14 protein-coding genes and 1 pseudogene are annotated in these 19,457 nt (G+C 31.3%); 5 read left to right on the top strand and 10 right to left on the bottom strand.

Going from position 1 to position 19,457, the window contains the following annotated elements; genetic code table 11:
• Positions 1 to 310: 310 nt before the first annotated feature.
• The 4 genes from I6U48_RS21490 to kdpF all read right to left on the bottom strand — a co-directional run bounded on the left by I6U48_RS21490 (position 311) and on the right by kdpF (position 4,948).
• Positions 311 to 937 (bottom strand): K(+)-transporting ATPase subunit C, encoded by a 627-nt coding sequence (locus tag I6U48_RS21490; protein ID WP_218322536.1) that lies wholly within the window; start codon positions 935 to 937, stop codon positions 311 to 313.
• Positions 938 to 1,050: 113 nt separating this feature from the next.
• Positions 1,051 to 3,111 carry a potassium-transporting ATPase subunit KdpB gene (gene kdpB / locus I6U48_RS21485; protein ID WP_218322535.1) on the bottom strand — a complete coding sequence of 687 codons (2,061 nt, stop codon included), beginning with the start codon at positions 3,109 to 3,111 and terminating at the stop codon, positions 1,051 to 1,053.
• A gap of 49 nt (positions 3,112 to 3,160) precedes the next feature.
• Positions 3,161 to 4,843: a potassium-transporting ATPase subunit KdpA gene (kdpA, locus tag I6U48_RS21480; RefSeq protein WP_218322534.1), complete on the bottom strand. Its 1,683-nt coding sequence runs from the start codon at positions 4,841 to 4,843 to the stop codon at positions 3,161 to 3,163.
• A gap of 27 nt (positions 4,844 to 4,870) precedes the next feature.
• Positions 4,871 to 4,948: a K(+)-transporting ATPase subunit F gene (kdpF, locus tag I6U48_RS30530; protein ID WP_218322537.1), complete on the bottom strand. Its 78-nt coding sequence runs from the start codon at positions 4,946 to 4,948 to the stop codon at positions 4,871 to 4,873.
• A gap of 603 nt (positions 4,949 to 5,551) precedes the next feature.
• On the opposite strand from kdpF, the gene I6U48_RS21470 reads away from it, so the two are divergent.
• Entirely contained in the window at positions 5,552 to 5,908 is a 357-nt protein-coding gene (locus tag I6U48_RS21470) for a hypothetical protein (RefSeq protein ID WP_218322533.1), read from the top strand.
• Between the two features lie 102 nt (positions 5,909 to 6,010).
• Here I6U48_RS21470 and I6U48_RS21465 read toward each other — a convergent pair whose 3' ends face one another.
• Positions 6,011 to 7,156 (bottom strand): universal stress protein, encoded by a 1,146-nt coding sequence (locus I6U48_RS21465; RefSeq protein ID WP_218322532.1) that lies wholly within the window; start codon positions 7,154 to 7,156, stop codon positions 6,011 to 6,013.
• Between the two features lie 182 nt (positions 7,157 to 7,338).
• Between I6U48_RS21465 and I6U48_RS21460 the strand changes: the two genes are divergently transcribed.
• Positions 7,339 to 8,367, top strand: coding sequence for an ABC transporter substrate-binding protein (locus I6U48_RS21460; RefSeq protein WP_218322531.1), 1,029 nt, complete (start codon positions 7,339 to 7,341; stop codon positions 8,365 to 8,367).
• A 21-nt stretch (positions 8,368 to 8,388) separates the two neighbouring features.
• Here I6U48_RS21460 and I6U48_RS21455 read toward each other — a convergent pair whose 3' ends face one another.
• Positions 8,389 to 12,678: a 2-hydroxyacyl-CoA dehydratase gene (locus I6U48_RS21455; RefSeq protein WP_218322530.1), complete on the bottom strand. Its 4,290-nt coding sequence runs from the start codon at positions 12,676 to 12,678 to the stop codon at positions 8,389 to 8,391.
• A gap of 330 nt (positions 12,679 to 13,008) precedes the next feature.
• On the opposite strand from I6U48_RS21455, the gene I6U48_RS21450 reads away from it, so the two are divergent.
• The 3 genes and pseudogenes from I6U48_RS21450 to I6U48_RS21440 all read left to right on the top strand — a co-directional run.
• Positions 13,009 to 13,770 carry an ABC transporter ATP-binding protein gene (locus I6U48_RS21450; RefSeq protein ID WP_218322529.1) on the top strand — a complete coding sequence of 254 codons (762 nt, stop codon included), beginning with the start codon at positions 13,009 to 13,011 and terminating at the stop codon, positions 13,768 to 13,770.
• Positions 13,767 to 14,558 (top strand): ABC transporter permease, encoded by a 792-nt coding sequence (locus tag I6U48_RS21445; protein WP_218322528.1) that lies wholly within the window; start codon positions 13,767 to 13,769, stop codon positions 14,556 to 14,558. Before I6U48_RS21450 ends, I6U48_RS21445 begins: the two co-directional genes overlap by 4 nt.
• A gap of 127 nt (positions 14,559 to 14,685) precedes the next feature.
• Positions 14,686 to 15,045, top strand: a pseudogene (locus I6U48_RS21440) (tetratricopeptide repeat protein); the annotation flags it as partial.
• Between the two features lie 40 nt (positions 15,046 to 15,085).
• On the opposite strand, the gene I6U48_RS21435 reads toward I6U48_RS21440, so the two are convergent.
• The 4 genes from I6U48_RS21435 to I6U48_RS21420 form a co-directional block, all read right to left on the bottom strand.
• Positions 15,086 to 15,949 (bottom strand): polysaccharide deacetylase family protein, encoded by an 864-nt coding sequence (locus I6U48_RS21435; RefSeq protein ID WP_218322526.1) that lies wholly within the window; start codon positions 15,947 to 15,949, stop codon positions 15,086 to 15,088.
• Between the two features lie 78 nt (positions 15,950 to 16,027).
• Entirely contained in the window at positions 16,028 to 17,209 is a 1,182-nt protein-coding gene (locus tag I6U48_RS21430) for a transglutaminase-like domain-containing protein (RefSeq protein WP_218322525.1), read from the bottom strand.
• A 77-nt stretch (positions 17,210 to 17,286) separates the two neighbouring features.
• Complete coding sequence (gene recX, locus I6U48_RS21425; protein WP_218322524.1) at positions 17,287 to 18,135, bottom strand: recombination regulator RecX; 849 nt, start codon at positions 18,133 to 18,135, stop codon at positions 17,287 to 17,289.
• A 21-nt stretch (positions 18,136 to 18,156) separates the two neighbouring features.
• Positions 18,157 to 19,404, bottom strand: coding sequence for a M16 family metallopeptidase (locus tag I6U48_RS21420; RefSeq protein WP_218322523.1), 1,248 nt, complete (start codon positions 19,402 to 19,404; stop codon positions 18,157 to 18,159).
• Positions 19,405 to 19,457 lie beyond the last annotated feature (53 nt).

The following is a 19,457-nucleotide window of genomic DNA, read 5'->3' as shown; positions in this document are numbered from 1 at the left end:
CCTTTTTCACACCCTCCTATAGACATCCACGGCCGAAAATAGACTTACACTCCGGAATGTGTTTCCTAGCTTCGGCACTATAAAAACTTTTTGTCAATCTAAAGCTCAGTATTTTGAAAATCTAAGAACCTTTGATAAACTCGTACCTCAAACATATCAAAGGCTCTAAGATTTTCTAAAATACTTCGCTAAGATTGACTAAAAAGTTTTTATATGTGCTTTCAGCTTTGGAAACACATTCCTGCGTATAAGTCTATTTTCTGGTGTGGTTATCTATATAGTGCAACTGTCCCTTTTTAAATTATAATAACTATTTCATTTTTAATGCTGATGCTATTTCAATATTTACTTTAAGAACATTAACTTTAGGTTCACCAAAAATCCCCAGAGCCTTTCCTTCTGTATATTTATTAACTATATCTTGAAGCTGTGCTTCACTTATGCCTGTAGCTTTTGAAACAGCGGCTATTTGTATTTTGGCTGCCTCAGGACTTATATCAGGATCAAGTCCTGAACCTGAACTTGTAAGCAAGTCTGTAGGTATATCTTCTTTCTTTACTCCAGGATGAGTTTTTAAAAAATTCTCCATATCTTTTTGTACCCTATCCGTTAACGCTTTGTTTGATGGTGCAAGATTTTGTGATCCAGAAGCCACTCCACTATATGCAATTTTACCACTCTTATCAGGTTTAGTGTCTGCTTCAGTATAGGTATTATAGTTAACTGCTGAAACTCTTCCATGGAAAAACCTTGGATCCGTAAAGCTTTGACCAATTAACTCAGAACCAACTTCTTTCCCATTGACTACTATCATACTTCCGTTAGCCTTCCTATTGAAAACAAGTTGACTTATTCCTGTCATAGCTAAAGGATATATTACTCCACATAAGATCAACAATACGACACTTATAAGAATTGATCTCTTTAATGTTTTCATGATTTTAATCTCCTTCAATAAAATCTATTTATATAAATAATTTTATTAAGGAGGCAGGCATAGAATTGGTGTGGATAATTCCTTACCAGCCATCCTTATACAAAATTAAGATACTAGCTTAGATTTAACATTTTTAATAATGGTGTTATAAGTAAGTCTATTACTTTAATACCAATGAACGGTACTACCATACCTCCAACACCAAATACCAACATATTTCTAAGTAAAAGCATTTCCGATTTCATAGGTTTATACTTTACGCCTCTCATAGCAATAGGTATTAAGGCTGGAATTATTATGGCATTAAATATTAAAGCTGAAAGTATTGCGCTGGAAGGTGTTGATAATCCCATAACATTTAGAATCTGCATTTGAGGTATTGCTACAGTAAATATAGCAGGTATTATAGCAAAGTACTTGGCAACATCATTTGCAATACTAAAAGTAGTTAAGGCTCCTCTGGTTATAAGAAGCTGCTTTCCAATTTCAACAACCTCCAATATCTTTGTAGGGTCTGAATCCAAATCAACCATATTGGCTGCTTCTTTAGCTGCCGTAGTACCGCTATTCATAGCTAGTCCTACATCTGCTTGTGCAAGCGCTGGAGCATCATTGGTTCCATCTCCTGTCATAGCAACTATTTTCCCTTCATTCTGCTCCGTTTTTATAGCTTCTATTTTATCTTCTGGTTTGGCTTCTGCTATAAATTCATCAACGCCGGCTTCTCTAGCAATTGTTTCTGCAGTCAATGGATTATCCCCTGTACACATTATAGTTTTTATGCCCATTTCTCTTAACCTTGCAAATCTTTCTACAAGGCCTGGTTTTACAGTATCCTTTAAATATATAACCCCATATATCTTGTTATCTACGCATACAACTAACGGTGTACCGCCTAATTTTGAAACCTTTGTCAAATTTTCATCTAAATCTTCTGGAATCTTACCACCTGCCTCAGTAACAAATTTCTTTATTGAATCCTGAGCTCCTTTTCTCACTTTTCTTCCATCGGTCAGATCCACTCCACTCATCCTCGTTTGAGCTGTAAATTCTATAAAGTCCAAATTCTCATACTTAGATGCTTCTATAGTGCTTCCTAATTTTTTGCCTAGTTCTACTATAGACTTCCCTTCTGGGGTATCATCCTTAAGTGATGATATTACAGAATAGTCAATAAGTTCTTCTACCTTTACCCCTTGGGCTTTGATAAACTCCGCAGCCAATCTATTACCATAAGTTATGGTACCGGTCTTATCAAGTATCATTGTGTTAACATCGCCACAAGCTTCTACTGCCTTACCAGACATTGCTATAACATTAAATCTTGTAACTCTATCCATTCCAGCAATACCTATAGCTGATAGAAGACCTCCTATAGTCGTAGGTATAAGACAAACAAGTAATGCAATTAGCGTTGATATAGGAATTTTTACACCGGAATATGTTGCCATTGGGTAAAGTGATACAAGTACTATTAGGAATATAAGTGTTAAACTTACAAGCACTGTATTAAGCGCTATTTCATTTGGAGTTTTCTGTCTTGATGCACCTTCAACTAGTTCAATCATTTTGTCAAGAAAAGATTCACCAGGCGTAGCTGTTATTTCAACCTTTAGCCAATCACTTACAACCTTGGTTCCACCTGTTACAGAAGCAAAATCTCCTCCAGCTTCCTTCATAACTGGCGCTGATTCTCCAGTTATAGCAGATTCATCTACTGATGCAAGACCTGATATAACTTCACCGTCATTAGGAATTAAATCTCCAGTATCAACGAGAACAATATCTCCTTTTTTTAGTTCACTTGAACTTATTACTTTTACATTACCTTTGTCATCTAAAAGTTTAGCCATAGTGTCTTTACGTGTTTTCTTTAAGCTTTCCGCTTGAGCTTTACCACGGCCTTCTGCAACAGCCTCAGCAAAATTAGCAAATAAAACAGTAACAAAAAGAATTATTGCAACTATTAGATTATAGGTTCTTAAGCTATTACCTACGTCACCAAAAATAGTTGGGAAAAATGTTAGTACTAATGATATAAAGAATCCTATCTCAACTACGAACATAACTGGGTTTTTAGCCATATATTTAGGATTTAGCTTTTTAAAGGATTCAGTTACAGCTTCATTAACTATTTCTTTGGTAATAAATTTATTTTTATTATTCTTACTCATACCAAATGCTCCTTCTTAAATATTTACAAAACTTATCTTACAATTAAGTCTAATGTATAAGTGTTAGGTGTTCTGCTATTGGTCCTAATGCAATAGCTGGTAAGAATGTCAACGCACCTATTATTAAAACAATAACAACTAAAGTTATTGAAAACATAGCATTATCAGTTTTAAAGGTACCCGCAGTTTCTGGTATGGATCTCTTAGAAGCTAAAGATCCTGCTACAGCAATAAGGATTATCATTGATAAATATCTTCCAAGAAACATTACAATTCCTGTAGTAGTATTCCAGAATATTGTATTATCCGCCATCCCCTCAAATCCTGAGCCATTATTTGCAGCAGAGGATGTAAACTGATAAATTACTTGAGTTAATCCATGAAAACCAGGATTTGATATACCAGCTAATCCTTGAGGAACAATTAAAGCTAATGCTGAAAACATAAGTATTAAAAACGGGTGTATTATAATAGCTAGTGCTATTAACTTAATTTCTCTTCCCTCAAGCTTCTTAGATAAAAATTCTGGAGTTCTACCAACCATTAATCCACATAAAAATACTGTTAATATCGCATACATAATCATATTCATGAAGCCTACGCCTTTTCCACCAAAGACTACATTTAACATCATATTAAATAATGGTACTAGTCCACCTAACGGTGTTAAAGAATCATGCATGTTATTTACAGTCCCTGTTGTAAAAGCTGTAGTCACAGTAGTAAATAGTGAAGATTGGGGTATACCAAATCTAACTTCCTTACCTTCCATATTACCCATAAGCTGATTAAGCCCTATATGTGCTAGTGCTGGATTACCTGCTTTTTCTGATAAATAACAAATTGGAAGTACAAGTAAAAATAATATTCCCATAGCAGCAAATATTGCCCAACCTTGTTTTTTATTTTTTAACATCAGTCCAAAAGTGTAAACTATAGCTCCAGGTAGAAGCATCATTGATAACAATTCAATTAAATTTGATATAGCTGTTGGGTTTTCAAATGGATGGGCTGAGTTAGCACCAAAGAAACCTCCTCCATTTGTACCTAGATGTTTAATTGATTCAAGTGCTGCAACAGGTCCTAAAGCTATATCCTGAAGTCTACCTTCTATTGTAGCTACAGTGTGAGTTCCTGAAAGAGTTTGTGGTACCCCCTGAGCCACCAATAGCAAAGTAATGATAACAGATAGAGGAAGAAGAACTCTAGTTATAACCCTAGTTAAATCCACAAAGAAATTTCCTAGTGTCTTTTCCTTTCCAATAATTCCTCTCATAAATGCGAGTGCTGCAGCAAAGCCAGTGCCTGCGGAAGTAAACATCATAAATATAATAACTAACATTTGACTTAGATGGGACAAACCTGATTCTCCACTATAATCCTGTAAATTTGTATTTGTCATAAAACTTATAACTGTATTAAAAGTAAGTGATTGTTCCATTCCAGTAGCTTTATTGGGATTTAAAAAATGAATTGACTGAGTTCTCAAAATTATATAAGCTAAAAATGTCATTACTCCGTTAACCACAATAATTGAAATCACATATTCCTTCCAACTCATTTCCTCAGCCTTGTCTATTCTGCAAACTTTATAAATAAAGTTATCAATTGCATCAAAAAAAGCATCTCCAAAGGCTTTTTCTCTAGTACTCACCTTATAAAGATATCTTCCCATAGGAACTACTAAAAGCATAAATATCACTAATGGTATTATTATTTGTAATATTTCCATTGAAGTTTCCTCCTAAAAACTAGTATTTTAAAATTTTTCAGGGTTAAAGAGTGCATAGCATAAATACACAAATAGTAAAATAATTATTATAATTAATCCCCACATTTTACTTCCTCCTACTAATCCTTCTTATTTTCAGTTTGCTTATCACACCATTCAATAAAAAATTTCAATCCTATAAAGCTCATAAAGAGTACTGCAACATATATAATATCCAGCATTATGGATAACCTCCTTTATTTATCAAAATATTAACTTTAATGTATTCGATAAAAATGCATACTCAGATTATACTTCCATTAATGAAAAAACTAAAATTTAGTATTAATCTTAATTAAAAAAACTCCAATTCACTATAAACAATTTAAACAGAATATCACTTTAATTCTTAGTAGTTTCTACTATTCTCTTAATTTAAGCTTAGTATTCTGGATTGACAACAAACAAAAATAAGATTCTCTCCTTTGTACAAGTCGTAATATTTTTAATATTCGAATTATTCGATTTCTTATTTATATATCTTTCCTATCATAAAAATCACAAAAACTTAGATAATATCAGATTTAACTATTTATTTAACAGTAACCACATTTAATATTAAGGATAACATTTTAATTATTTCCTTACGAACTTTTAAATAATTTGCAACAAATATTATAATTATTAATTGTAAACTACTTAATAAGATAGGAGGAGGTGTATTGATAAATGAAACGTTTAACATTATCTATAATTATAATAGCTACTTTAGTATTTTTATTACTTAGCGATTCCCACCCAAATCCTTATTCTAGTAAGTATTATTGTCAAACAAACACATCTATAACTTTAAACCTTAAGAAAAACAATAAATTTACTTTAGTAAATGCATTGGGTAAGAGCGTAGAATATTTTTATGGTAATTATTCAGTTGAAAATAACAAAATAGCACTTATATTTGATAATAAATACTCAAATTTACTCAATACTAAAAACATAAATGGACAGGTAGAAGGGACAAGAATTTCATTTTCAAATTTTTCACACTTTCCAAATCAAAGCAACCTTATATTTAATAGACAATAGAGGGTATTTAAAATTATATTTGCCTGATAATCTGTAAATGATTCTATTTTTATTCACTTACACATAAAAACTCCAGTGCTGATTTTAGCACTGGAGTTTTATTTATTCTAAATCATTCGGTATAACATGAACTTCTATATCTCTTGTAAGCTTTAAAAGTCTTGTAACTGTTGAGCCTCTTAATAAAGTTTGTATTTTAGTTCTTGTACTATGCCCAATAATAATTTGTGTTATATATCTCTGTGTTGCAAATTGAGCTAACTCCCTTGATATACTCTTTCCTGTCATATTTACAACTTCTGCTCCTAATTGCCTAGCTAACTTAAAGTGTCCTTCTAGCGTAACGGAATCTTTTTCAGTCATTTTAGGTGCAAAGATTCTTGTGCTATTTACATTAACAACAATCCATTCACATTTAAATCTCTTTGCTATTCTAGCACCTCTTCGAATGAGCTTTTTAGATGTCGGGCTAGGGCTTATACATACCATTACTCTTTCTATGACATGCCAATGTTCTTTAATTCCGTGCTTTTTTCTATATTCTTCAAGCTCTTCATCAACTTCTTCCGCAGTTTGGCGAAGAGCAATTTCTCTCAATGCATTTAAATTACCTAATCTAAAAAAGTTTTTTAAAGCTCTGGCAATATTTTCATTTTCATATACATATCCTCCTTTTAGTCTATTTTGAAGTGCTGCTGGTGAAATATCTATCACTACTATTTCATCCGCATCTTCTACCATTTTATCTGGTATAGTCTCCCTAACTGTAACACCTGTAATTTGTCTTATTACATCATTAAGACTTTCTAAATGTTGAATATTTAATGTAGAGACTACATTTATTCCTTGCCTTAAAATCTCTTCAACATCTTCATATCTCTTTTTATTTTTACATCCTGGTACATTTGTATGTGCTAATTCATCTATAAGTACAGTATTAGGTTTTCTTTCCATTATGGCATCTGTGTCCATTTCTTCCATAACTACATTATTATATTCAACACTCTTTCTAGGTACAATTTCAAGTTTACCTATTTGATTTTCCGTTTCTTTTCTCTGGTGGGATTCCAAATAACCAATTACTATTTCTTCACCGTTCTTAAGCCTACTATTAGCATCATTCAACATAGCATAGGTCTTTCCTACACCGGGAGCATAACCTATATATATTTTTAAGCTTCCTCTTTGTTCCTCCTCAAATTTCCTTAATGCTTCCTCTGGAGTGATTCTTATAAAATTCTTATCCATTTATATCAACCTCTTAAAACACTTGATAAACTAATATCATCTTACTTAACTAATAATTTATATTTTAGCATTACATATGTAAAATATAAACAACTAATATAATTTTAACAATTAAAAAGTTAACACATGTCATTTTTATTGCATAATATAAATTAATATTAAAATTCTCATGGAGGTACTGTATGAGAAAATGTAAATTTAAATTTTACTCTGCTTTACTGATACTTATATTCACTTCTGTACTTTTCTATGGATGTGGTGGAAATAAAACCACTGATAAAAATGTTACTACTGTTAGACTAAATGAAGTTACCCGTTCTGTTTTCTATGCTCCAATGTATGTAGCACTAAGTCAAGGATTCTTTACTGAAGAAGGATTAAAAATAGACTTAACCACCGGAGAAGGTGCTGATAAAACTATGCAGCAAGTACTAAGTAAAAGTGCTGATATAGGATTTTGCGGACCAGAGCAGGTAATATACATTAATAATCAAAATAGAGAAGACTACCCTGTATTATTTGCACAATTAACACAAACAGATGGATCATTTCTTGTTGGAAGACATGAAGAAAAGAATTTTACTTGGGAATCTTTAAAAGGGAAAACTGTAATTGGCGGAAGACCTGGTGGAGTTCCTGAGATGGCTTTCGAGTACGTACTTAGAAAACATAATCTTGAGCCTGGTAAAGACATAAATGTTATAACTAATATTGCCTTTGCTGCTGTAACAGGAGCATTTAAAGGTGGAACTGGGGATTACGCAACTATATTTGAACCTAGTGCAAGTATGCTGCAAAAAGTTGACTCAGGTTATGTAGTAGCCTCAGTTGGAAAAGAGTCCGGAACTATACCTTATACATGTTTCTTCTCAACTAAATCATATATGGATAAAAATCCACAGACCATTCAAAAATTTACTCGTGCTATTTATAAAGGTCAGCTTTGGGTTCAAAAACACAGTGATGAAGAAGTTACAAAAGCCATCAAGTCCTTCTTCCCTGGAACTGATGAAGATATAATTGCTTCAGTCATCAAAAATTATAGAAACATTAATGCTTACGCTTCTGATCCTACTCTTAAAGAAGAAAACTTAAATAAACTAATGGATATAATTCAAGCTTACAAATCTGATTTAATCCCTCAAAGACCATCCTTTAGCAAAATAGTTAATAATACATTTGGTGAAAAGGCTATTAAAGAAGTAAAATAAGGGTGCTTATGCACCCTTATTTTACTTCTTTCCGCCATCCTCTGCAGCAATTTGCTCTTTAGTTTTCATCAGAATTCTTAAAGCTTCATCCTCCATAGACTTAAATGCCACCGAGAGCATAAGCTTTAATCTATTCAATTGGTTGACCTCACTTGCACCTGGATCATAATCTATAGCTGCTATATTAGTTCCTGGATACCTTCTTTTTAATTCCTTTATCATACCTTTTCCGGTTACATGGTTTGGTAAACATGCAAAAGGCTGCATACAAACAATGTTTTTTGTTCCACTTTCTATAAGTTCTACCATCTCCGCTGTTAAAAACCATCCTTCTCCAGTTTGATTCCCCAAGGATACTATCGGCGATGCACCTTCTGCTAGAACTTCAATTTCTACAGGCGGGCTAAATCTCTTGCTGTTAGATAATGCTTCTTTCATATGCCTTCTATAATACTCAATAGATTTTATAAAAGTATTACGTATGATTTTATTCTTCCTATTTCCTGAGAGATACTCATACTTAAACTTTGCATCATAAGCACAATATAGAAAAAAATCTATAAGATCAGGAACTACTGCTTCTGCTCCTTCTTTTTCAATAATATCTACAATATTATTGTTTGCTGTAGGATGAAACTTTACAAGTATTTCACCAACTACACCAATTTTAGGCTTTTCAACATTATTTATCTCTAACTTATCAAAATCATCTACTATAGCATATATGTTTTCTTTAAACTTTTTATGATTTCCATCTATAACATTTTGCTTACATTTTTCAATCCATTTCTCATATAAAATATTAGCTGAACCTGGAATTTTCTCATAAGGTCTAACCTTATAAAGTACTCTCATCAGCAGATCTCCATATACTAGTCCAATAATGGCTTTATTTAAAATACCAGGAGTAATTTTAAAACCTGGATTCTTTTCCATCCCTACAGCATTCAAAGATATGACTGGAATATTAGCCATACCAGCCTCTTTAAGGGCCTTTCTTAAAAATCCTATATAATTTGTTGCTCTACATCCTCCACCTGTTTGGGTTATCAATACAGATGTATTATTCAAATCATATTTTTGTGATTTAAGTGCCTCTATCAATTGTCCAACAACTATTATGGATGGATAGCAGGCATCATTATTAACATATCTTAACCCCTCATCTACTGCTCTTTTATCTACAGATGGAAGGACTTCTAAATTGTATCCCGAAGCCTTGAAAGCCTCCTGCACAAATTGAAAATGTATAGGCGACATCTGTGGACACAAAATAGTGTGAGTATTTTTCATTTCTTTTGTAAAAATAACTCTCTCTGAATTTCTTAATATCTTTTTTGGTTTAAATCCAGTATTATATCTTTCCTCTAAAGCTGCCTTTAGCGATCTAATTCTTATTTTTATAGCTCCTAAATTACTTCCCTCATCTATCTTCAAACTAGTATATATTTTTTCATAAGAATTTAATATTTCCTGTACTTGATCTGTTGTTACAGCATCTAATCCACATCCAAAGGAATTGAGCTGTATGAGTTCTAGATTTTCCTGAGTAGCCACAAAGCTTGCGGCGGCATATAATCTCGAATGATATACCCATTGGTCTACAACCCTTAACGGTCTTTCAACTTCTCCTAAATGCGCTATGGAGTCTTCTGTTAAAACTGCCATATTGTAAGATGTAATTATATTTGGTATTCCGTGGTTAATTTCCGGGTCTATATGATAAGGTCTTCCAGCTAAAACTATGCCTTTTCTACCTGTTTCCTCCAGATATCGAAGTACTTCTTCACCTTTACTTCTTATATCTTCTTTCACCTTTTTATCTTCATTATAGGCAGCTTTAACTGCTTGTTTAATCTCATCTCTAGAAATATCAAATGCCTTAAATTCATCAAACAATCTCTTTATTAGCCTATCCTCATTATCTATAGGTAAAAATGAATTCATAAATTTAATATTTTTTTCTCTTAAAACATCAATATTATTTTTGATAACTTCAGGATATGATGTAACCATAGGGCAATTATAATTGTTATCTGCCTCTTCTTGCTCCTTTTGTTCATAAGGAATACATGGATAAAAAATAAAGTTTACTCCTCTATTAATAAGGCTTATTATGTGCCCATGGACTATTTTTGCGGGATAGCAAGCTGATTCAGAAGGTATCGTCTCTATTCCAAGCTCATATATTTCCTTAGAAGACCTTGGTGATAATTCAACTCTAAAACCTAACTTAGTGAAGAATGTAAACCAAAATGGATAATTTTCGTATATATTAAGTACTCTAGGTATCCCTACGGAACCTCTTTTAGCTTCTTCTTTTTTTAACGGTTCATATCCAAATATTCTTCTATACTTATATTCAAATATATTTGGTATTTCTTTTGTTTTATATTCTAATCCAGCGCCTCGTTCACATCTATTTCCTGATATGAACTCTCTGCCATCAAAAAAACTGTTTATAGTCAAAAGGCAGTTATTCCCGCACTTTCCACACCTTTTCATTGTTACATCTGTTGAAAAGTCCTTTAATTTATCAGCCTCTAATAGACTGGTCTCATCTCCTTCTCTATATCTTTCCCGTGCAATTAATGCGGCCCCAAAGGCTCCCATAATTCCTGCTATATCTGGTCTTACAACTTCTCTTTCTGATATAAGTTCGAAAGCTCTAAGAACTGAGTCATTATAGAAGGTTCCCCCTTGCACAATTATCCTTTTACCTAATTCCTTAGGATCCCTTATCTTTATAACTTTAAAAAGAGCGTTTTTTATTACTGAATAAGAAAGCCCTGCGGATATATCCCCTACTGTAGCCCCTTCTTTTTGAGACTGCTTAACCTTAGAGTTCATAAAAACTGTACATCTAGAACCTAAATCTACAGGCTTTTGAGAATATACTGCTGCTTCTGCAAAATCTTTTACTTTCATATTTAATGAATTTGCAAAAGTTTCTATAAAGGAGCCGCATCCAGAAGAACATGCTTCATTGAGCATTATGCTGTCAATTACTCCATCCTTTATCTTTAAACATTTCATATCCTGTCCACCAATGTCTAGGATAAAATCTACGCCTGGATTAAAGAACTCGGATGCCTTATAATGAGCTACAGTTTCAACTTCTCCAATATCCATTGAAAGTGCTGCTTTTATAAGCCCTTCTCCATAACCAGTAACTGCAGAATTCACTATCTTGGCTTTTTCAGGCAGCTTACTATACAACTCTTCTAGTATTCTCACTGCAGATTTAAGCGGACTACCTTCATTACTTCCATAAAAGGAGTAAAGTAGATTTCCCTCTCCATCAACGAGTGCCGCCTTGGTAGTAGTGGACCCTGCATCTATACCCAGATAACAATTTCCTTCAAAATCTTCTAATTTACCTTTCTTAACTGAGTATTTTTTATGTCTTTCTTTAAATTCTTTTAATTCACTTTCATCTTTAAAAAGCGGTCTAAGTGTTTGAACTGCCTCTGTTGTTAGTTTTTCAATTCCAGGTAGTTTTTCAACTAATGATTGAAAAGATGCAACGTTCTCTTTTTTAGAAGATAACGCAGCTCCAATAGCTACAAATAGTTGAGAGTTTTTTGGAAATATAATTTGCTTTTCCGTCAACTTTAAAGATTCAACAAATCTAGTCCTAAGTTCAGACAAAAAGTATAAAGGTCCCCCTAAGAATGCTATGTTACCTTTTATAGATTTTCCACAAGCAAGTCCACTTATCGTTTGATTTACTACAGCCTGGAATATAGATGCTGCAATATCCTCTTTTGCTGCTCCTTCATTTAAAAGCGGCTGGATATCAGTTTTAGCGAATACTCCACATCGTGCTGCTATAGGATAAATAACTTTGTGCCTTTTTGCCATTTCATTAAGTCCTTCAGCATCTGTTTGGAGAAGTGATGCCATTTGATCAATAAAGGCTCCTGTACCTCCAGCACATGTACCATTCATTCTTTGGTCTATTCCATCATCAAAAAAAGTAATTTTGGCATCTTCTCCACCTAATTCTATTGCCACATCTGTATTTGGTGTAAATCTTTTTATAGTATTTGTACAAGCTACAACTTCTTGTATAAATGAAATATTTAACCATTTCGATACAGATAGACCACCTGAGCCTGTTACCATTATTGTAATATTAGCTTCTCTAAAACAATTGTAAGCCTCTTTTATAACATTAATTATTGTACTTTTTATATCAGAAAAATGCCTCTGATATCTACTATATAATATACTATCTTTACTATCACAAACTACAATCTTTACTGTTGTCGATCCAACATCAAGACCAATATGAAATAAGTTTCTCATAAATCATATCACCTTTTTTTTAAATTAATAAGTTTATGGGAATTATATATTTTTCTAAGCCTAATTAAATTTTCTAATCTATATATTCCTTATAATATTAAATATATAGCTTATAAGAAAAAAAATAACCATATCCCTAATATACGGTTATTATATAGTTTTGTTTTGGTAGCCTAAAATAAAATATAAATTTCTATATATTAATATTATAACATAAATTTGCCTTATTCTTTTAGTAATTATTAAATTTTATTAAAGATTAGTAATTAACATTATATAATGTTAATTCATATAATGAAGCATGGTATAAACTTTATAGGAGATGATATAGTGGATAAAGTATCCGTTAATCATATTTATATGAACTATCATTCATTAAAAGGATCTACTAAGGCTATTGATGATGTAACTTTTACAGTATCAGAAGGTGAATTCTTAAGTATAGTAGGCCCTTCTGGCTGTGGTAAATCTACCCTTCTCAATATAATTGCTGGACTCTTAAAAGCATCTCATGGCGAAATATTTATTGATGGTGAACTTGTAACCTCAACAAGTACAAAAATGGGGTATATGTTTCAGAGAGATCAATTATTTGAATGGCTTACAGTATATGATAACATACTTCTTGGACTTAAAATAAAACATGAGCCTGTAAATCAGTATAAAGATAAGATCAATTCACTTCTTAGTGAATATGGTTTATGGGACTTTAAACAACATCATCCATCAGAACTTTCGGGTGGTATGAGGCAAAAAGTCGCTTTAATTAGAACTCTTGCCCTTAATCCAGAAGTACTTCTATTAGATGAACCATTTTCAGCTTTAGATTATCAAACTAGGTTAAATATAAGCGATGAAATTTATAAAATAATAAAGAAAGAAGGCAAAACTGCAATTATGGTCACCCACGATATTTCTGAAGCCATATCGATGTCTAATAGGGTAATTGCTCTAACAAAGCGTCCTGCGAAAATAAGTAATATCTTTGATATTGATTTTTCAATTCCTCATCATTCACCATTAGAGTGTAGAGAAGACCCTAAATTTAGACTTCACTTTAATAACATATGGAAGGAGTTGAATTCACAATGATTGATGAAATTAAAGAACATGAATTATATATCAAAAATGTCAAAAGTCGAAAAAGAACTATTATCATTACTAGAATAGTGATTCTAATATCAATATTCCTCTTGTGGGAAATCGCTGGAGACTTAAAATGGATTGATCCATTTCTGACGAGTACTCCTTCAAGAATGTGGAAAAGCCTTGTTAAGTTATATATAGAAGGAAACCTATTCAAACATATATGGGTTACTTGCTATGAAACCATATTAGGATTTGTCCTCGGAACTGTCTTTGGAACACTTATCGCAGTGATTCTATGGTGGTCAGACTTTGTTTCAAAGGTGCTCGATCCATATATTGTTGTACTTAACGCTCTTCCTAAAGTAGCTCTTGCTCCTATAATAATATTCTGGGTTGGTAATGGTACTCCTGCAATAATTTTAGTAGCTCTTCTCATATCAATAGTTGTAACTATAATAACCGTTCTAAATGGATTTAATGAAGTTGATATAGATAAAATAAAATTGCTAAAAACCTTTGGAGCTTCCAAATCTCAAATATTGATTCATCTAATAATTCCTGCATCTATTCCTACCCTTCTATCAGCATTAAAAATTAACGTTGGACTTTCTTGGGTAGGTGTAATAATGGGTGAATTCCTTGTTGCCAAAGATGGATTGGGATTTTTAATAGTATTTGGAGGACAAATAGCTCAACTAGATACAGTCATGCTCAGCATAATAATATTAGCAATATTAGCATATTTAATGTATGTAGTAGTTGAACTTCTAGAAAAAAAACTAAAAATGTAATTTTCTTTATGTATAGAAAAAATAAAATATGGTTATTATTAAAATGGAATGTTTTACCGAAAAAGTTATATATATTTATTGATACTAAAATGATAAGACTAATCTTTACACAAACCTAAGGAGGAGTAAAATGAGCTACTTTCAAAAAGCTAATGAATACTATAATGCTAAAGATTATAAAAGAGCACTCGATATGTATGAAAAAGCCATTAAATTTAAAGAGAATGAAGCAGCTTCTTTCTATAATTCTGCTGTGTGCTTTATAAAACTTAAAGAATATAATAAAGCTATTCCTCTTTTGAAATCTGCTATTAATTTAAAACGGGAGAGCAAGTACTTTTTTAACCTTGGATATTGTTACAATATGCTCAAAAATAATAAAAAAGCATTAGTTTATTTTAATACAGCATGGAGCTTAAATAACGATGATTCCGATTGTGAAAAAGCAATAAATATAATAATAAAGAACTACTTATCTAAAAAATAAGAATAAAATACAGCTTGAAATTATCTTCAAGCTGTATTTTTTATTTCAATGTTTCAAAGGTATATCCTTTGGATTTCAAGTATTCTATCACCTGAGGAAGTGCTTGTACTGTCGTTGTCTTTGCCGGTGCATCATGCATTAATATTACCACATGCTCCTGAGTAGTATATTTTTTCAGCTCATTAAGTAAACTATTTACAGGAACATTATTGTGCTCAGCATCTCCAGTTAGGTCATTCCAATCTACATAGTGATAACCAGCCTTTATAGATGCTTCTCTATAAGGTGCTAGTTTTGTTCCAAAAGACCCTCCTGGAAACCTAATAAGTTTTAAGTTATAATCGCTGCCTATTATAGATTTAATAACCTTGTCTCCTTTTTCCAAATCGTTAATAAAATTATCTGGACTTGAATATACATACTTCATATTGTGAGAATAAGTATGATTTCCAATAGTATGTCCTTCTTCATTTTCTCTTTTTAACAGCTCACTATTCTGTTCAGCACATTGTCCAATAACAAAAAAAGTTGCTTTAATATTATTGCTTTTTAATATATCTAATATTTTAGGTGTATTATTTGCAGAAGGACCATCATCAAAAGTTAAATACGCAACTTTTTTACCGTCTGATTTATATGGATCAAAGCCTTTTCCATCACTACTTTTATTATCAGTATTTACTTTACTTTCTCTACTATTCATATTTTCATCTGTCGCCTTTTTCTCTTGTTCTTTCTGGTTGTTATTTGCTGCGCTCACTACAACATTACTTTTCTTATGTGACATCTTTCCACCAATAAAGAAGCCAAAAGAAAAAAGTAACAATAAAGAAAATACTGAAAGAATGGCATTTCTCCTTTTTCTTTGTTTGTTCTTTCTAATTCGGTTTTCATATTTCTCCATAACTCATCATCTCCCATATTCTTGTCAACAATATTATACTGCTTTTTATAAAAAAAACATATTAAATTGGAAACTTTTTTACCACTCACCAGCTATCTGTGCTCCTTTATGGTCAAGTTCGAATCTTTTGCTATTAAAATAATTTCCTCCTTTATAGAAAGTTGTATCAACATTAATCCATTTTCCTTCTTCTGATATATATACTTGATTCCATGCATGACTCACCCAACTCACACCATTAAAGCCCTCTCCTGTTATTAATCTTACTTTAATGCCATTAGCCCTAGCCATTGCAACATATAGGCAGGAATAATCAAAACAAATTCCTTTGCCTGTATTAAAAGTAGGTACAGCACCAGATTGTACATTAAAATCATTGTTTAAGACCTTGTTGGCTTTATCATGGTCATAACTAATATTGTTTCCTATCCAATTATATAGTATTTTTGCTTTACCTTTTGTCGAACTTTCTTTAGCTGTAAGTTCCTTAGCAGTCTTATCTATCTGTGAATCAGATTTTACACCTTGTTCTAAGGTGACCCCATTGTAATAAACTATCGTTCTGCTTTTGTTTATGTTTTTACCTTGTGCAGTTTCCTTTGGTTCAGACTCTTTTATTACAATTTTAAAAGAATTATTTATTATACCTGGTAATTGTTTAGCTATATTTGAATTTGTAATTGGTATAACTATCTCTTTACATATAGTTTTATATGCTTTTGATCCTTCTAAATGTTCATTAAGGCTATTATTAACACCAAATATAGAGGCTATATTTAGTACAAAGGTTACTATTAATACATAGCATACAGCCTTAGGAAACTGAACCAACATGCCTGCTATTCTCTTGAAAAGATTGCTTTTTGAACTTAAAAACCTCTCTAAACTATCTAATATAGGATGAAGTGTTGCATAACTCATAAGGTCAAAAATCAGTTTAATAACTTTATAAAATATAAGAATAAATAGAGGTATTGCCACTGCATAAATTACAAAATTATTGTTTTCTATATATTGAAGAATGCTATCAGGTATAGATTTATATATCTGATTATAAATTCCCGTGTCATGCTGTAAAAATATTTTTCTGCCATAATAAACACCTAGAACTAAAGAAAATACAAAAGAAATATTTCTATTTATATCATCTATTCCAGCTTTTAAATTGTTAGAAGAAAACTTAAATAAAAAACCTTTTAAGAGAGGATATAAAAATATCAGTATTAACATAAGAGTTATAGGATTAATCTTCGTATTCATCACAATAATCACCTCTCATTCATTAGACAACCTTTTACTTCGAAAAACACATTTAAACTTACTTCAAAATACCTTTATCACTCATCAGAACCTTCTATAATATTTTTCAATACAGATTTTATACTGCTCCAAGAATACCCCCTTCTCAAAAGATAATCTCCCAGCTTTTTATAAAGTTTTCTACTGTCACCCTCAGACTTAACTAAAATCTTATATCTCTTTTCTGCCAGCTCATACAATTCGTCTATGTCATTTTTTACTTCTTTGTAACTATTTTCCTCAAAATAGTTACAAAAATCCAACTTTACAATACTGTTTGAAACCTTCTGTATTATATCTAAATTATAACCTTTTCTAGCTAGATATTCTCTTAATTTTTTATTAATATTTCTGGGATCTTTTTCACTTTTAAGTAATATATTATATTTTTTTTCTGCTAGCTTCATTGCTGAACTTTCCTCTATTGCATCATCTATATGTTTTAGTTCCTCGTTTATTATCTCTTCATTTATTCCTTTATTAATTAATGCATATTTAGTTTTGTTTTTACCCTGAGCACTTATCTTGTCTTTTATATACATTTGTGCATATTTTTTATCATCAATAAAATTATATTGTTTTAAAAATTCTATAGTTCTTTTTATAATTTTATCCTGATATTCCTTTTGAACTAACTTATCAATAATCTGTTTCTCCGTTTTGTAAGACTTTTCAATCATTTTTAGTGAAGTATTCTTACATTTAATATAATTATCTTCTTCAACTATTTCTGCTAAACTATTCACATCCACAACCTTATCTTTTGAAAGGCTGTGGATATATACAAGCTCTGCACTGCATGCAAAAGAAAATTCATTATTTATATATATATTTACTCTCTCTTTATTTCTTTTTTGAACTTCAATTTTGGTAATAATATTTTTCATTTAAAACTCCCCTAGCCAATACTATTGTTCTTCTCTAGTATCCTCACTTTTCAATATGTGTACTGCAGGATTTTTGAAAACAAGTCTAGCCACCTTATATATATCATCCTTTTTTATATTCTCTAGCTTCTTCATATCATCTATAAACTTAAATATATCATCTTCATCAATAGCTTGATGCAGTACATAGTTTCCTATATCTGTAGAATCCTCAAGAGTAAATGCTACAGCCGTTTTTAAAACTTTTTTCATAAGCATTATAGTATTATCGTCAAAAATAATCTTTTCATTTTTGATTTCTTCAATACAGTTGTCTATAGTTTCAATAGTTTCATCAACATTTTCATTACTAACAGCAGTATATATATATAGCGTTTTCACGTTAGTTGTTAAATCTAGATCTGTATAAACATCATATGCAAGTCCTTTTTCTTCTCTAAGCTTTCTAAATAATATTGAATTGGCGCTCTCTCCAAATTTATGATTTAATATTCTTAACGCAAGCTCTTCTTCTTTTGTTATATCATAAAATGTAAATAGATATATAACTGTGCTTTGTTCAATATCCTTCTTATAAGAAATCTTTAATCCTGGTATATTATTTTCAATTATAACTTTTTTTCTTTTAAATTCCTTCCATATCCATTCTTTAAAGTACTTCCAAACTAATTCATATATATATTCATGTTCATAAGGCGACACTATAGAAATAACACAATTATTAGGAACATAATATTTATCATAAAACTTAACTAATTTTGCCTTATTTATTTTATTGACAGTTTTCTCATCACCTATCGTCTCATATTTTAAAGGACTTTTATCAAAGGCCATCTCATTTATCTTTTTAAAACTATAATCTTCGATATCATCTTTACTTGTCCTAATCTCTGCTAGTATAACATCTCTTTCTTTATCTATTTCCTCCTCTGGAAATATTGATTCTCTCAACATATCAGATAATAATTCTAATGATTTTTCTAATTCTTCGCTTAAAGCTGTAATACTGTATACAGTACAATCGTTGTCGGTGTATGCATTGTATTCTCCTCCTAAAGCTTCCAAATCAAAATTTAATTTTTCATTGTTTCTAGTCTTGGTGCCCTTAAAAAGCATATGTTCAATAAAATGAGATATGCCTTTTTCTGATGGGCTTTCAAAAATTGCTCCTATTTTTATTCCTGCATGTATTGAAGTAACTTGAGTATCCTTCTTTATTGTGATTAGTCTTATTCCATTTGGTAAGACTTTTTGCTTTGTATCAAACATATAATTAATCTCCTTAAATATAACATCATTAATACATTATATTATAATTTATC

The sequence above is a fragment of the Clostridium thailandense genome (genome assembly GCF_019207025.1).
Lineage (GTDB): Bacteria > Bacillota > Clostridia > Clostridiales > Clostridiaceae > Clostridium_AM > Clostridium_AM thailandense.
Note: the sequence above shows the minus strand (reverse complement) of the source record. Positions and strands in the feature narration are given on the sequence as shown.

Excerpts from the sequence above, each read along its gene's own strand:
- recX (WP_218322524.1), bottom strand. The coding sequence starts at position 18,135 with ATGAAAAATATTATTACCAAAATTGAAGTTCAAAAAAGAAATAAAGAG.
- kdpA (WP_218322534.1), bottom strand. The coding sequence starts at position 4,843 with ATGGAAATATTACAAATAATAATACCATTAGTGATATTTATGCTTTTA.
- I6U48_RS21430 (WP_218322525.1), bottom strand. The coding sequence starts at position 17,209 with ATGAATACGAAGATTAATCCTATAACTCTTATGTTAATACTGATATTT.
- I6U48_RS21420 (WP_218322523.1), bottom strand. The coding sequence starts at position 19,404 with ATGTTTGATACAAAGCAAAAAGTCTTACCAAATGGAATAAGACTAATC.
- kdpF (WP_218322537.1), bottom strand. The coding sequence starts at position 4,948 with ATGTGGGGATTAATTATAATAATTATTTTACTATTTGTGTATTTATGC.
- kdpB (WP_218322535.1), bottom strand. The coding sequence starts at position 3,111 with ATGAGTAAGAATAATAAAAATAAATTTATTACCAAAGAAATAGTTAAT.
- I6U48_RS21445 (WP_218322528.1), top strand. The coding sequence starts at position 13,767 with ATGATTGATGAAATTAAAGAACATGAATTATATATCAAAAATGTCAAA.
- I6U48_RS21455 (WP_218322530.1), bottom strand. The coding sequence starts at position 12,678 with ATGAGAAACTTATTTCATATTGGTCTTGATGTTGGATCGACAACAGTA.
- I6U48_RS21470 (WP_218322533.1), top strand. The coding sequence starts at position 5,552 with ATGAAACGTTTAACATTATCTATAATTATAATAGCTACTTTAGTATTT.
- I6U48_RS21460 (WP_218322531.1), top strand. The coding sequence starts at position 7,339 with ATGAGAAAATGTAAATTTAAATTTTACTCTGCTTTACTGATACTTATA.
- I6U48_RS21490 (WP_218322536.1), bottom strand. The coding sequence starts at position 937 with ATGAAAACATTAAAGAGATCAATTCTTATAAGTGTCGTATTGTTGATC.
- I6U48_RS21465 (WP_218322532.1), bottom strand. The coding sequence starts at position 7,156 with ATGGATAAGAATTTTATAAGAATCACTCCAGAGGAAGCATTAAGGAAA.
- I6U48_RS21435 (WP_218322526.1), bottom strand. The coding sequence starts at position 15,949 with ATGGAGAAATATGAAAACCGAATTAGAAAGAACAAACAAAGAAAAAGG.